The sequence below is a fragment of the Methylocystis sp. genome (genome assembly GCF_046349115.1).
GTDB lineage: Bacteria > Pseudomonadota > Alphaproteobacteria > Rhizobiales > Beijerinckiaceae > Methylocystis.
On sequence record NZ_JAXMCX010000002.1, the window covers coordinates 172,259 to 186,639 of the forward strand.

The window sequence follows — 14,381 nt, forward strand, 5'->3', positions numbered from 1 at the left end:
CCCGATAGACTTATTCAAAGGAGTCGCCAATGAACAAAGCATTGCTGCTCGTCGCGCTGGCGCTCGCCGGAGTCTTGGCGTCGCCGGCGACATCGGCGCTCGCGAAGGCGGCCGGCCCGGTCGCCGCGCTGGACGCCGACAATGACGGCACAGTCGATCTCAACGAGATCAACAAATCCGCCAGCGACCTGTTTACCCGTCTCGAGAACGACGCGGACGGGACCGTCGACCTCAAGGAGATGAAGGGCCGCGTCTCCAAGAAGGATTTCAATACGGCAGACCCTGACAATGACGGCACGCTGTCGAAGGAGGAATTTCTCGCGCTCGTCGCCGGCATGTTCAAGGACGCGGACCCCGACAGCGACGGCACGCTCGACGCCAAGGAGCTTGCCTCCAAGAAGGGCAAGGCGCTGCTGCGCATGACGAGGTGATTGGCGAGGGCGCCAGGGAGCGCCGAGCAACTTGATCCCGCGCGCCAAAGCGGCCATTTAGGCGAGATGAAAAGCTTGGTCGCCGCCTTCTGTTTGCTGCTGCTCGCCGCGCCGGTCGCGGCGGAAACGCTCAATCTCAAAGTCGGCGTTCTGCGCGAAACGCATTCGCGCGAGACCCTCTCAATACTCGACATACCGGCCGCCGACGACACGCTCGCCGGCGTCCTGCTCGGCGTCGCCGACAACAATACGACGGGCAAGTTCACCAACCAAAGTTTTGAGGCGATCGACGCCAGACTCGAGGAAGGCGACGATGCCGTCGTGGCTCTCGACGCGCTGATCGACAAGGGCGCGCTGTTCATCATCGCCGATCTCTCGCTCGAGCGCCTGCTCGCAGCCGCCGAGCGCGCCAAAGCGAAGGGCGCGCTACTTTTCAATGTCTCCGCGCCGGACGACAGGCTGCGCGAGGAAGACTGCCGCGCCAATGTCGTCCATGTGGCGCCGACGCGTTCGATGCTCGCCGACGGTCTGGCGCAATATCTCGTCTGGAAGCAATGGCGACGCTGGCTGCTCTTCAAAGGATCGCATCCGAAGGACGAGCTCCTGGCGCAGGCCTTGCGCAACAGCGCCAGGAAATTCGGCGCGAAAATCGTCGAAGAGCGAGTCTATGAAGACACCGGCGGCGGGCGGCGCAGCGACTCAGGCTCGGTGCAGACGCAGCGGCAGATTCCCGTGCTGACCCAGAACGCGCCCGCCTATGACGCGCTCATCGCCGCCGACGAGAGCCAAGTCTTCGCCAACTATCTTCCCTATCGCAGCTGGGATCCGCGACCCGTCGCCGGCTCGGCCGGTCTGATGCCGACGAATTGGGATCCGGCGCATGAGCAATGGGGCGCGCTGCAATTGCAGAACCGCTTCATCCAAACGTTCCGGCGTTTGATGAACGCCCGCGACAATGCCGCTTGGCTCGCCATGCGGATGATCGGCGAAGCCGCGACGCGCGCCGCTTCAAACGATCCCGAGACGCTGCGCCTTTATATGCTCGGCAAGGAATTCTCCATCGCTGCCTTTAAGGGCGTGCGGTTGACGCTGCGGCCATGGAATCTGCAATTGCGCCAGCCGATCCTGCTGTCGGACGGACGGATGGTCGTCTCGGTTTCGCCGCAGGAAGGCTTCCTCCATCAAGTCAGCGAACTCGACACGCTGGGTCTCGACCAGCCGGAGACGAAATGCAGATTGAAGTGACGACAGCCCCCTCCCCAACCCTCCCCCGCTGGCGCGGGAGAGGGAGCGGATTCGGCCTTTTCTTTCTTTTCGCGAAACGCCGATCATTGGCGTCCTCTCTCCCGCGAAACGGGGGAGGGAGAGGGAGGGGGCTCGGCGTCGCGATGCTGTTCGCGATGCTGATCACGCCCGCCCACGCCTATAAGGCCTATGTCAGCAACGAGAAGGGCAATTCCATCACGATCATCGACACTGAGAAGCTCGAAGCGACGGCGACGGTCAAAGTCGGCCGGCGACCGCGCGGCATCGAACTCAACAAAGATGGCTCGGAACTCTACATCTGCGCCGGCGACGACGACGCGATTCAGGTGCTCGACACGAAGACTCTGAAAATCACCGGCAAGCTGCCGTCGGGACCTGATCCCGAACTTCTGGCCCTCAGTCCCGACGGCAATATCATCTATGTCTCGAACGAAAACGACAATCTCGTCACGCTCATCGACGTGAAGAAGAAGGAGATGATCGGCGACATTCCGGTCGGCGTCGAACCCGAGGGCATGGCGGTCAGTCCCGACGGCAGGCTGCTCGTCAACACGTCGGAGACCACCAATATGGCGCATCTCATCGACACGCAGTCGAAAGAGATCGTCGCCAATATTCTCGTCGACGGCAGGCCGCGTTTCGCCGAGTTCAAGAAGGACGGCTCCGAGCTTTGGGTGTCGTCGGAAGTCGGGGGGACGGTCGCGATCATCGACCCGGTAAAGCGCGAGTTGAAGCAGAAGATCAGTTTTGACATTCCGGCGATGTCGAAGGAAGCGATTCAGCCGATCGGCATTTCCATCACGCGCGACGGAAAACGCGCCTTCGTGGCGCTCGGGCCCGCCAATCGCGTCGCGGTGATCGACGCCGAAACCAAGAAAATCGAAAAATATCTGCTGGTCGGCCAGCGCGTCTGGCATCTCGCCTTCACGCCCGACGAAAAATATCTGCTCACCGCCAATGGCGTCTCCAACGACGTATCGGTGATCGACGTCGCATCGCTGAAAGTGGTGAAGTCGATTCCTGTCGGCGCCTTCCCCTGGGGCGTCGTCGTGGCGCCGCAATGAGGACAACGTCATTGCGAGCAGCGTCAGCGACGAAGCAATCCAGAACGGCGCGCGCGATTCTGGATTGCTTCGCTTCGCTCGCGATGACGCGAGCGCCGCAATGACCCCCGCGCTTGCGATCAGAAACGTCAGCCATTCCTATGGCGCGCGCCAGGCGCTCGAAGACGTGAGCTTCTGCGTGCCGCCGGGCAGTTTCACCGTGCTTCTTGGCCTCAACGGCGCCGGCAAGAGCACGCTGTTCTCGCTGATCACGCGGCTTTACGCGGCGCGCCACGGCGAGATCGATATTTTCGGCCATAATGTCATGCGCGAACCGGGCGCCGCGCTGCGCCGGCTCGGCGTCGTCTTTCAGGCGCGCACGCTCGATCTCGAATTGAGCGTGATGCAGAATCTCATCTACCACGCGGCGCTGCATGGCATCGGCCCGATCGAGGCGCATCGCCTCGCACAGGCGGCGCTGGCGCGGGCGGGGCTCGCCGATCGCGCGAAGGACAAGGCGCGCGCCCTGTCCGGCGGACAGATGCGCCGCGTCGAAATCGCCCGCGCTTTGTTGCATGATCCGCGACTGGTGCTGCTCGACGAACCGACGGTCGGACTCGACATCAAGGCGCGCGCCGATCTTCTCGCGCTTGTGCGGGGCCTTGTGCGCGACGAAGGGCTCGGCGTGTTATGGGCGACGCATCTCATCGACGAGATCGCCGACGACGATCAGGTGGTCATCCTGCATCACGGCAAAGTGCTCGCGGCCGACAATGCGCGGACGATCGTCGCCGAGCGCGGCGCCGCGAATATTAGCGACGCCTTCACGCGCATTACCGGCGCTGGCGAGGAGAAGCTTTCGGCATGAGCGAATTCGCCGCGCCCAAGGGCTTTACCCCTCGCCAATATCTCATCTGCCTCTCGGGCGTCGTCTGGCGCGAGGGCCTGCGCTTTCTGCATCAGCGCGAACGCTTCGTCTCGGCGCTGGTGCGCCCCCTTGTCTGGCTCTTCATCTTCGCGGCTGGATTTCGGCAGGTGCTCGGCGTATCGATCATCCCGCCTTACGAAACCTATGTGCTCTATGAGGTCTATATCGCGCCGGGCCTCATGGCGATGATCCAGCTCTTCAACGGCATGCAATCATCGCTCTCGATGGTCTATGACCGCGAGATGGGCAATATGCGAACCCTGCTCGTCTCGCCTTTCCCGCGATGGTTTCTGCTAGGCTCCAAGCTTCTCGCCGGCGTCGCCATCTCGATTCTGCAGGTCTACGCCTTCCTGCTGATCGCCTATTTCTGGGAGATCGAGCCGCCGACGAAATGGGGTTATCTCACCGTGCTGCCGGCGCTCGCGCTCAGCGGGCTGATGCTCGGCGCGCTCGGCATGCTGCTCTCCTCGCTGATCAAACAGCTCGAGAATTTCGCCGGCGTAATGAACTTCGTGATCTTTCCGATGTTCTTCGCCTCTTCCGCGCTCTATCCGCTGTGGCGCGTGAAAGAGTCGAGCCCCTGGCTCTATTACGTCTGCGAGGTGAATCCGTTCAGCCACGCGGTCGAACTGATCCGTTTCGCCTTTTACGAAAAAGTCGCCTGGACGTCGCTTGCGGTTGTCGCCGCCTATACGAGCGCGTTCCTCATCGCCGCGATCCTCGCTTATGACCCGGCGCGCGGCATGTTGATGCGAAAAGGCGGCTGAGGAGCGCTGGCGCTCTCGGCATCAACGCTGGCGATAATAGTGGCGCCGCCCTTCGCGATGGGCGCGGCCTTCGGGACAATTGCCGTAGCAGTCCCAGCGCCCGTGCCGCGCGCCATGTTTAAACCACTCGGCCTGCCCTTCGGTCCAGGCGCTGGCCGTAACGGCATGCGGCCAGAAAAGCATCGCCAGAAAGATCGTCGTCACGGCCAATCTCGACATCGCGCCCTCCGTTTCCGCTCGCGCCTATTTCTTCACATCCTTCTTGGCGTTCTCGGCCGCGATCTCCTCGGCGACTCCCGGCGGCAGCTTGACGCCGGAGGCGAGCTGGGCGCCGAGCGCGATCGCCCGCGCCTCGGTCAGTCGCAGGGCGCAATAGCCGAAATCCGGTTCGCGCGCATAGGAGCGGCAGACTTCCTCGCGCCAGGAGGAGAAGCCCGCCTGCTCCTTGACGAGATAGTTGCGGATCGGCTTTTCCTTCTTGTTGCGGTCGTAGAGTTCGCGAAACGTGTTGCGGACGGTCTTCTCCACGCGGGCGCGGGCGCCAAGCATTTCTGCGCCCTTCTTGGGGTCGATTTCGTCGGCGCCCATGCCCCACAGCCCTTCCGGATCGGCGCGGCAGCCCGCCTCCTTCAATTCGCAGGCCTTGCCCTCATTGGTGACAAGGATCGCGCCGTCGAGAACGCTGAAGGTAAAGGGACAGGCGGGAAAGGCGATCTGATAGCGACGCAGTCCTGTGTCGCTCTCGCGCGACGTGAGTTTCAGCGGCATGCCGGCGACCTCGACCCGGCAGGCTTCGCCCGAGCGCCGCAAGTCATCGCCGACGAGCGTGAGTTTCGCGACCTGCAGTTCGGCGCCGGCGCGGGAGAATTCGATGGCGCTCCCCTCGCCGTCGCGCTTGAGCGATTTTCCGACGATGGCGTCTTCGGCGGGCGCCTTCGGCATGATCGCCGGGCCTGCCGCCGCGCCCATCTCGCCGCCGACGTCCTTTTTCTTCGCGCCGCCGGCGACCGTCCCCTCCGGGCTCGGCGCAACCGCTCCGGGGAGCACCAGCTGCGCTCTGGCGGAAGCGACGCCGGCGGCAATGAGCGCCGCCGCGCCGAACATGCGGGCGCGGCGCGCCGCCAAAGTCCGAAACCCTGATTCAAACATGGCGTTCGCCATCCCCCGGCCGCGGCCCGGCCCCTGCCCTAGAGCGCGTTACGAAAAAGTGGGAACCGGCCTTTCGCGCATAGCGCGCTCGATACTTTTGAAATCAATCATGTTATCTGCATTTTGGCGATTCCGCCAAAATGCAGCGTGATCGAGCGGCGAGGCGCGCGCTATCGAGGCGCGAGCACCATCACCATCTGCCGTCCTTCCATGGACGGCTCGAGTTCGACCTTGGCCAGCGTGGCCGTTTCCGCCTTCACGCGCGACAGCAGCCGATAGCCGATGTCCTGATGCGCGATTTCGCGACCGCGAAAGCGAAGGGTGACCTTGACCTTGTCGCCTTCTTCGAAGAAGCGACGCACCGCTTTCATTTTCACGTCATAGTCGTGGTCGTCGATGCCGGGCCGAAGCTTGATTTCCTTAACCTCGACGACCTTTTGCTTTTTACGCGCCTCGGCGGCCTTCTTCTGCTCGGCGAAGCGGAAACGCCCGTAATCAAGAATTTTGCAGACGGGGGGAGTGGAATTTGGCGCGATCTCGACGAGATCAAGGCCCGCGCCCTCGGCCATGGCCAGCGCCTCCGGCAATTGGATGACGCCGTGATTTTTCCCCTCGGAATCGATTAGCTGCACTTCTCGCGCGCGAATTTCCCGATTGATGCGCGGCCCTTCCTTCTGGGGGGCTGCGACGCTCTTCTGTGGACGGCGAATGGATCATCTCCTTCTCTTGGCCAATAGCCGGCCGCAGAGCCATAGGCGCAAAACAGCGACCGCCGGACTCGCAGGTCCGGGACCATGGGACAGATTCCCACGCCAGCGCGCCAAGTCAACCTTTCGAGGCTCCCCGACGCCGCTTTTTGCGCAGCGAGCGTCGAATATTGTTAGACAAAACCCAAAATCAGCGCGTTAACCTCTTTCGGCGCGTCTTCCGGAGTCCAGTGCGAGACGCCCGGCAGAAGTTCGATCTTGAGATCGCGCACGTAACGCTCGACGCCCTCAAGGCAGGATTCGCCGAGCGCCGCGTCGCGAAGCCCCCAGACGACCAGCGTCGGCGAATCGATCGGCGAATCGAGGTCCTCGGCTTCGAGAATCTCGCGCCCCGCGGCGCGATACCAGTTGAGCATCGCCGTCGCCGCGCCGGGCGAAGCGACATTGGCGCGATAGATCGCCATCGCGTCTTTCGAGAAGATGCTTTCGCGGCCCGCCGACCATCGCATCAGCCACTCCGCGAAGGCGCCGCCGCGCGCCGATAACAGCCGGTCGGGCAACCAGGGCAGCTGAAAAAAGGCGGCATAGGCGGATTTGAGCTTCTGCCGCCATTTCTGTTCGAGCGCCCGCCGAAAGCAAAGAGGATGCGGAATATTTAAGAACACCAGCGCGTCGATCCGACGCAGCCGGCGTATCGCGACGACCCAGGCGATGAAGCCGCCCCAATCATGGCCGATGAGCGCGACCGAAGCGGGACGCGCGGCGTCGATTAATCCGGCGACGTCGGCCGTCAGCGCCTCGAGCGAATAGGCGTCTTTTTGCGCGGGGCGCGTGGTCGCGCCATAGCCGCGCTGATTGACCGCCCAGACGCGAAATCCCGCCGCGGCGAGCGGACCCACGAGGTGGCGCCACATGATGGCGTGCTGGGGAAAGCCATGCAGCAGGAGCGCCAGACGGTCGCCCGCGCCAGCTTCGAAAACCTCGAATTCAATGCCGTTGGCTGGAACGATGATGCGACGCGCCCCGAGAAGGGTCGCCGCCGACGTCACATCTGTCCCGCGAGCGCCGGGCAACTCGGACAGGGCGCACCGCCCATCATGGCCGCGCAGCTTTCACCGGACTCTCCGCCCGCGGCGGGACGCGCGATCAAGGAGAGCTGGCGCTCGACTTGGGCGCCGCCACAGGCCGGGCATTCCGGCGTTTCGTCAAAACGCGACAGGGTCTCGAATTCATGCGCGCAATCATTGCAGCGATAGGCGAAAAGCGGCATTAGCCCTCTCAGGCGGCTCGTCGGATGGATAAGCGATTTTACCGGACCGCTCGCCCGGCGCAAGGCGTGTCGGGGAAGCGAGACGGGCCCTGCCTTTCAGGCGGCGCGCTAGAACCGGTCCATTAATTCGTATCAGGGACATTCGGATGACATACCGCGCGCCGCTCGACGACATTCTCTTCGCGCTTCGCCTCGCGGCCGGCGAAGGCGCGATCGAGCCCGGCGGCGCCTATAGCGATCTCGCCGACGGGGTCGCCGAGCAGACGCTGACCGAGGCGGCGAAATTCGCCGAAGAAATTCTGCTGCCGCTCGACAAGATCGGCGATCGCGTCGGCGCGTCCTACGCCAATGGCGCGGTGACGACGCCGCCCGGCTGGCGAGAGGCCTATGCTCTTTGGAAGGACGGCGGCTGGAACGCCATCGCGGCCGGCGCGGATTATGGCGGACTCGACCTCCCTGCCCTGCTCAACGCCGGCTGCACCGAGATTTGGAACGCGGCCAACATGGCCTTCGCCGTCTGTCCACTGCTCGGCCATGGCGCGATCGAGGCGATCGAGGCGCATGCGAGCGATGCCCTGAAGGAAACCTATCTGCGCAGGATCGTCAGCGGCGAATGGACCGCGACGATGAATCTGACCGAGACCGGCGCCGGCTCCGATCTCGGCTTGATGCGCACCCGCGCCGAACGCGCCGGCGACGGCTCCTACCGCCTCTTTGGCCAGAAGATTTTCATCACCTACGGCGAGCATGATCTCGCGCCCAATATCGTGCATCTCGTGCTCGCGCGTCTGCCCGACGCCCCGGCGGGCACGCGCGGCATCTCGCTGTTTCTCGCGCCGAAATTCCTGCCCGACGAGGCGGGCGCCTTCACGCGGCGCAACGATGTGCGCTGCGCCGGGATCGAACACAAGCTCGGAATCCGCGGCTCGCCGACCTGCACGATGATCTATGGAGATGAGGGCGGCGCCGTCGCTTTTCTCCTCGGCGCGGAGAACAAGGGCCTCGCCTGCATGTTCACGATGATGAACAACGCCCGCCTCGCCGTCGGGCTGCAAGGCGTGGCGCTTGCCGAGCGCGCGACGCAGATGGCGTTTGCCTACGCGCGCGAGCGCAAACAGGGCCACGCGCCGGGCGCCAAGGAGACGAGCGCGATCATCGAACATCCCGACGTCGCACGCATGTTGCTGACGATGGCGAGTTCGACGGCCGCCGCGCGGGCGATCTGCTACGAAACCGCCGCGTCCATCGATCGCGCGCGCCGCGATAGCGATGCCGCGCGCGCAGCGGCGGCGCATGCGCGCGCCAGCCTGCTCACGCCCATCGCCAAGGCGTTTTCGACCGATATCGCCAATGAGGCGACGTCGCTCGCCATTCAGGTCTTCGGCGGCATGGGCTATATCGAAGAGACCGGCGTCGCGCAGCTCATGCGCGACGCGCGCATCTGCGCGATCTACGAAGGCGCCAACGGCATTCAGGCGATCGATCTCGTCACGCGCAAAATCCGCGACAGCGACGGCGCGGCGCTCGCCGCCGAGATCGAGGACATGCGCGCCATCGCACGCGAAGCTGAGCTCTCGCAGGAGGCGTTGCGCGAGTCTGTCGAAGCGCTGGCGCAGGCAAGCGAATTTCTGACGAAGGCCGACGCGACTACCGCGCTCGCCGGCGCGACGCCCTATCTGCGGCTCTTCGCGCTGGCGCGCGGCGCCACGCTGCAGGCGAAAGGTGCCAAAACTGCGATGAAAGAGAATAATCCCAACGCAGCCCGCTACGCCGCGCTCACCCGCTTCTTCGCCGACCATTTCGCGGTCGCCGCGCCGGGGCTGGCGAAGACGGTGATCGACGGCGCGGCGTCGGTAAACGAGTCGCATGCGGCGCTTGGGGAATAAGGAAACTCCGGGCGCGGTCCAACGACGTCATGGCCGGCCTCGTGCCGGCCATCCACGCCACGACCTAGCCGAATAATCGTCAATGGACCGTGGCGGCGATGCGTGGATGGCCGCGACAAGCGCGGCCATGACGCGAGAGAAATCGTCAGGCGCCGACGAACGCGCGCAATGCCTGCTGCTGTGCATCGCTCACATGCAGGCCGAGTTTTGAGCGGCGCCAGAGAATGTCGTCGGCTGTGCGCGCCCATTCCTGTTCGCGCAGATAGGCGATCTCCGCTTCGCTCAGCCCGCAACCAAAGTCACGGCCGAGATCGTCGAGCGAACGCGCGTCGTTCAATATTTGAAAGACGCGCGTTCCGTAAGCGCGCGCGAGACGCAGCGTCAGCTCATCGCCGAGAAACGGCCTGTCGCGTTTGAGATCATCGAGAAATTGATCGAAGCCTTGCGGCATGTCGCCGCCGGGAAAGACGGCGCCCGCCGTCCAGGCGCCACCATGCGCCGGAAGAAAGCTTGCGAGTTCATCGAGCGCATGTTCGGCGAGGCGGCGCGCCGTGGTGATCTTGCCGCCGAAAATCGAGAGCGAAGGCGCGGCGTCTTCTGGCGCATCGAGATCGAAGGCGTAATCGCGCGTCACCACCGACGCTTTGAGCGAACCGTCGTCATAAAGCGGCCGCAGGCCGGCGTAGCTCCAGACGATGTCGTCGCGCGTCGCCGGCTGACGCAGAAAATGATTGAGCGAAGCGAGCAGATAATCCGTCTCTTCCTCGCTGATCGCGACAGCGCCGGGCAGACCGTCATAAGCAACGTCCGTCGTGCCGACGAGCGTGAAGTCGCGCTCATAGGGAATGGCGAAGACAATGCGGCCGTCGGGGTTCTGCAGAATATAGGCCTGCGCGCCCTCAAAAAGCTTGCGCAGCACGAGATGCGACCCCTTCACCAGACGCACATGTTTACGCGAAGGAATGCGCAGCGCGTCTTCGATCACCTGCGACACCCAGGGCCCCGCGGCGTTGACGAGCGCGCGCGCGTCGATCGTCTCGCCGCCAGCAAGCGTCGCCCGCCAATACTCGCCGTGACGTTCAGCGCGAATGAGCTTCGCGCCGACGCTGATCGCCGCGCCGCGCTCCACCGCGTCGCGCGCGTTCAGCACGACCAGGCGAGAATCATCCACCCAGCAATCGGCGTAAGTGAAGCCAACGCGGTACGTCTCGCGCAATGGCGCGCCGAGCGCGTCGCCGGCAAGCCGCACCGTATGCGAGCCTTCAAGCCGCTTGCGGCGCGCGAGATGGTCGTAAAGGAAAAGTCCGAGACGCAGCAGCCAGACCGGCCGCAGCCCCTTCTCGTAAGGAAGAACGAACTTTAAGGGCCAGATGACATGCGGCGCGGCGCCGAGCAGCAATTCGCGCTCGGCGAGCGCCTCATGCACGAGGCGAAATTCATAGAGTTCGAGATAACGCAGGCCGCCGTGAATAAGCTTCGTCGATGCCGAAGACGTGCCCTGCGCGAGATCGCCCTGCTCGACGAGCCTCACCGACAGGCCGCGCCCCGCCGCGTCGCGGGCGATCGCGCAACCGTTGATTCCGCCGCCGACGATGAGAAGGTCATAGATCATGGCGTCACTCGATTCGAGACGCCTTGACTATAGCGCTACGCTTGCGGACGGCCCGCCTGCTTATGGCGCGCGCCGCCATTGGCGCGCCGCTTCTGGCCGTTCGGCGCGCCGGATCGCTTCGCCGCGGGACGCTGGCCGTCGCGGCGCGGATGCTGCGCGCCGTTTCGATGCGGCGCGGGCGCCCGGTTGGGCTGACGGCGCGGCGGCGCGGCGTCATCCTCCCGCGCATCAGCGCCGCGCCGGTCGGTGAATTCAAGCGTCTGGCGGGTCAGTTTCTCGATCGCGCGCAGCAGCGGGCGCTCGCCATTGTCGCAGAGCGAAATCGCCCTGCCCGTCGCGCCGGCCCGCGCGGTGCGGCCGATGCGATGCACATAGGCTTCGGCGACTTCCGGCAATTCGTAATTGACCACATGAGTCACGCCGTCGACATCAATGCCGCGCGCGGCGATGTCGGTCGCGACCAGCACCCGCGTGCGACCCTTGCGAAATCCATCGAGCGCGCGCAGACGCTGACTCTGGCTCTTGTTGCCGTGAATCGCGTCGGCGCCGACGCCGGCGCTTTCGAGATGCTGCGCGACGCGATCGGCGCCGCGCTTGGTGCGGGTGAACACGATGGCGCGCGCAATGTCGCGATCGCCCAGCAATTCCACCAGCAGGTCACGCTTGGCGCCGCTGGCGACGAGATAGACATGCTGTTCGACGCGCTCGGCGGTGGTCGCCGCCGGGGTGACGGAAACCTTCGCCGGCTCATGCAGCATATCGTCGGCGAGCGCCGCGATTTCGCGCGGCATGGTCGCAGAGAACAGCAGCGTCTGGCGGCGCTTCGGCAGTTTCGCGACGATCTGGCGGATCGGCACGATGAATCCAAGATCGAGCATATGATCGGCTTCGTCGAGCACCAGCGCCTCGGTCGCGGAGAGTTTCAGCCTGCCGCTGCCGATATGGTCGAGGAGCCGGCCCGGCGTCGCCACCAGCACGTCAAGCCCGCGCGCCAGCATATCGATCTGCGGACGATGCGACACGCCGCCGACGATGACGCCGACGCTCGGACGAAAAAACTGGCCGTAAGCGCGGAAACTGTCGGCGATCTGGGTGGCGAGTTCGCGCGTCGGCGCGAGAACCAGCGCGCGCGCCGTGTTCGGCGCCGGACGGCGCCGGTCTTCGAGCAGCCGATGCAGGATCGGCAGAGCGAAAGCCGCTGTCTTGCCGGTGCCGGTCTGGGCGACGCCAAGAAGATCACGTCCCTGCAAAAGCGCGGGGATCGATTGCGCCTGGACCGGCGTCGGAATTTCATAGCCTTCGCGGTTAAGCGCGCGCAGCAGGATCTCGTTCAGGCCGAGATCGGAGAATGTGGTCACTTCGTTGTTGCTTTCAGTTGTCGATTCGAGCCGCGAGAACCGGACGCGTGAATCGCGCCGGCCCAGGGCCAAAAAGGAGTTCGGGTCCCGCGTAACGGACCGTCGGTATGGGAAGAGGGGGCGCTCGACAGCTCGTCGACGAAAGATCGACCCTACGCGGCTGGAGCGCCTCATGCTGCGACGCAGCGCAGCCTTCATACAGGAGCAATGGGCTGCGGTCAAAACAAAACCGCGAGGTCGGCGTTAGGCGCGACAGCCCTCGTCGGTCCGACTATAAGCCCGAAAGCGAAATGCCGATGGACCAGGCGCTATGAACGCAATCGCAAATTTCGACGGCGCGGAAATTCTCAACACCTTCGTCTCGCTCACCGTGGCGCTCGCTCTCGGCACCGCGATCGGCGCCGAGCGGCAATATCGCCAGCGCACCGCCGGGCTGCGCACCAATGCGCTGGTCGCGCTCGGCGCCTCGGCCTTCGTCGATCTCGGCATGCGGCTGATGGGCAATCAGGGCGCGACCCAGGTCCTTGCTTATGTCGCGTCGGGCGTCGGGTTTCTCGGCGCCGGCGTCATCCTCAAGGAGGGCATGAACATCCGCGGGCTGAACACCGCCGCGACCATATGGTGCTCGGCGGTGATGGGCGGTTTCGCCGGCGCCGACCGGCCGGCGGAAGCCGTCTTGCTGACGGCGTTCATTCTTGCGGGCAATACATTCCTCCGGCCGCTGGTGCATCTCATCGAACGCGCGCCGATCGACGAGAGTGCGACCGAGGCGGTCTATGAGGTCCGCGTCGCGACGAGCGAAACGCGGCGCGACGCCATTCGCGACCAGATGATCGAAAGGCTGGAGGCCGCCGCCTACCCCATTCAGGAAGTCGCCGAACATGAGCGCGAAGACGACGTCGAAATCATCGCGACGCTGGCGACGTCGAGCGCCACCAGCGAACAGCTCGACGCCGTGGTCGAATCCCTCGCCCGCCTCGACGGCGTCTCCCATGCGACCTGGTCGTCTCGCACCAGCGACTGAATAGATGTTTCGCTCTAAGACGTGGATTCGTAAACCCGCAGCCATAGACGGATGGCTGAGAGCTTGACGAAGACTAGGAAGTTAGCGGCGCGTTTCTCTTAGCGCGTTGCAATGCGGCGACCGTTCTTAATACGGTTGAAGAACCTTTCGACCAAATTTCGATTACGGTAGAGATAGGGGCTGAAGCAGATTGGATCAGGCCGGTTCCGTCGAGGCGGGATGTTCGCCCAACTTCCGCGTGAATTCACAAACGTTCTGATCTCGGCTGAGTCGTAAGCCTTGTCGGCGAGAACCATTCCGCCGCTTGGCAAGCCATCAAGAAGTGCACGCGCCGCCAAACCGTCATGCTGCTGACCGCCCGTGATAGCAACACGCAGCGGCAGACCGTTCGAATCGACTATGGCATGAATCTTGGTCGTCAGCCTGCCCCGGGAGCGGCCAAGCTGTTCGCTAGCCCCGTGCTTGATACAGGTCGCATGTTGGGCGCGCACAATCGTGCCATCGATCATTTGAACGTCGAAGTTATCTCGATGCGAGCTGGCAATCAGTATGCGGTCCCAGACGCCTGCCCGACGCCACCGAACAAACCGGTTGTAGCAGGTCGTGTAGGGGCCGTAATGCGCTGGCGGATCACGCCAAGGCGCGCCTGACTTCAAGACTAAAAAGATGCCGTTGAGCGCTCGCCTGTCATCCGCACTCGGGACGCCTCCCGGCTTACAGGGAAGGATCCGACAAATCATCCGCCATTCGGCGTCGCTAAGGGCGTGTCGAATCTTCCAGGCTCCTTTTTTTCGAGTTGGATCACGTCGACATGCCAAAGTTCAATGTCCACTATGCCTCGAGAATCGGTGATTTGATTTTGGCGAACCGACTGTTCCGCGCCCGTGGCCCGCATTGAAATCGGCGTTGAAGTGTTTGATGAAACACTTAGCTTTTTGGA

Annotated in this window: 14 protein-coding genes and 1 pseudogene; 7 read left to right on the forward strand and 8 right to left on the reverse strand. The window is 64.0% G+C overall.

The features are described from left to right. The first annotated feature begins 29 nt into the window (after positions 1–29). The 5 genes from U1E20_RS06595 (at position 30) to U1E20_RS06615 (ending at position 4,435) form a co-directional block, all read left to right on the forward strand. On the forward strand, positions 30–431 hold the full coding sequence (locus U1E20_RS06595; RefSeq protein WP_409979800.1) for an EF-hand domain-containing protein: 402 nt from the start codon (positions 30–32) through the stop codon (positions 429–431). Between the two features lie 66 nt (positions 432–497). Continuing rightward, positions 498–1,676, forward strand: a complete 1,179-nt coding sequence (locus U1E20_RS06600) for an ABC transporter substrate-binding protein (RefSeq protein ID WP_409979801.1) — start codon at positions 498–500, stop codon at positions 1,674–1,676. A gap of 143 nt (positions 1,677–1,819) precedes the next feature. Continuing rightward, positions 1,820–2,761 (forward strand): YVTN family beta-propeller repeat protein, encoded by a 942-nt coding sequence (locus U1E20_RS06605; protein ID WP_409979802.1) that lies wholly within the window; start codon positions 1,820–1,822, stop codon positions 2,759–2,761. A 100-nt stretch (positions 2,762–2,861) separates the two neighbouring features. Next, complete coding sequence (locus tag U1E20_RS06610) at positions 2,862–3,608, forward strand: ABC transporter ATP-binding protein (RefSeq protein ID WP_409979803.1); 747 nt, start codon at positions 2,862–2,864, stop codon at positions 3,606–3,608. After that, positions 3,605–4,435, forward strand: coding sequence for an ABC transporter permease (locus U1E20_RS06615; protein WP_409979804.1), 831 nt, complete (start codon positions 3,605–3,607; stop codon positions 4,433–4,435). The genes U1E20_RS06610 and U1E20_RS06615 overlap by 4 nt, the downstream gene beginning before the upstream one ends. A gap of 21 nt (positions 4,436–4,456) precedes the next feature. On the opposite strand, the gene U1E20_RS06620 is transcribed toward U1E20_RS06615, so the two are convergent. From U1E20_RS06620 to U1E20_RS06640, 5 genes are all read right to left on the reverse strand, one after another. Next, positions 4,457–4,654: a hypothetical protein gene (locus U1E20_RS06620; protein WP_409979805.1), complete on the reverse strand. Its 198-nt coding sequence runs from the start codon at positions 4,652–4,654 to the stop codon at positions 4,457–4,459. A 24-nt stretch (positions 4,655–4,678) separates the two neighbouring features. Next, the gene (locus U1E20_RS06625; protein ID WP_409979806.1) at positions 4,679–5,584 is read right to left on the reverse strand and encodes a hypothetical protein; all 906 of its coding nucleotides are present in this window, start codon (positions 5,582–5,584) and stop codon (positions 4,679–4,681) included. A 170-nt stretch (positions 5,585–5,754) separates the two neighbouring features. Next, the gene (infC, locus tag U1E20_RS06630) at positions 5,755–6,294 is read right to left on the reverse strand and encodes a translation initiation factor IF-3 (RefSeq protein ID WP_409980363.1); all 540 of its coding nucleotides are present in this window, start codon (positions 6,292–6,294) and stop codon (positions 5,755–5,757) included. A 170-nt stretch (positions 6,295–6,464) separates the two neighbouring features. Continuing rightward, positions 6,465–7,340 carry an alpha/beta fold hydrolase gene (locus tag U1E20_RS06635; RefSeq protein ID WP_409979807.1) on the reverse strand — a complete coding sequence of 292 codons (876 nt, stop codon included), beginning with the start codon at positions 7,338–7,340 and terminating at the stop codon, positions 6,465–6,467. Then, entirely contained in the window at positions 7,337–7,561 is a 225-nt protein-coding gene (locus U1E20_RS06640; RefSeq protein ID WP_409979808.1) for an FmdB family zinc ribbon protein, read from the reverse strand. The genes U1E20_RS06635 and U1E20_RS06640 overlap by 4 nt, the downstream gene beginning before the upstream one ends. Positions 7,562–7,707: 146 nt before the next feature. On the opposite strand from U1E20_RS06640, the gene U1E20_RS06645 reads away from it, so the two are divergent. Continuing rightward, positions 7,708–9,447 (forward strand): acyl-CoA dehydrogenase, encoded by a 1,740-nt coding sequence (locus tag U1E20_RS06645; RefSeq protein ID WP_409979809.1) that lies wholly within the window; start codon positions 7,708–7,710, stop codon positions 9,445–9,447. Positions 9,448–9,592: 145 nt separating this feature from the next. Here U1E20_RS06645 and glpD read toward each other — a convergent pair whose 3' ends face one another. Then, the gene (gene glpD / locus U1E20_RS06650; protein ID WP_409979810.1) at positions 9,593–11,059 is read right to left on the reverse strand and encodes a glycerol-3-phosphate dehydrogenase; all 1,467 of its coding nucleotides are present in this window, start codon (positions 11,057–11,059) and stop codon (positions 9,593–9,595) included. Between the two features lie 35 nt (positions 11,060–11,094). Next, complete coding sequence (locus U1E20_RS06655; protein ID WP_409979811.1) at positions 11,095–12,417, reverse strand: DEAD/DEAH box helicase; 1,323 nt, start codon at positions 12,415–12,417, stop codon at positions 11,095–11,097. Between the two features lie 310 nt (positions 12,418–12,727). On the opposite strand from U1E20_RS06655, the gene U1E20_RS06660 reads away from it, so the two are divergent. Next, on the forward strand, positions 12,728–13,441 hold the full coding sequence (locus tag U1E20_RS06660; RefSeq protein ID WP_409979812.1) for an MgtC/SapB family protein: 714 nt from the start codon (positions 12,728–12,730) through the stop codon (positions 13,439–13,441). 14 nt (positions 13,442–13,455) lie between these two features. On the opposite strand, the pseudogene U1E20_RS06665 reads toward U1E20_RS06660, so the two are convergent. Continuing rightward, positions 13,456–14,214, reverse strand: a pseudogene (locus U1E20_RS06665) (IS5 family transposase). Positions 14,215–14,381: the final 167 nt, after the last annotated feature.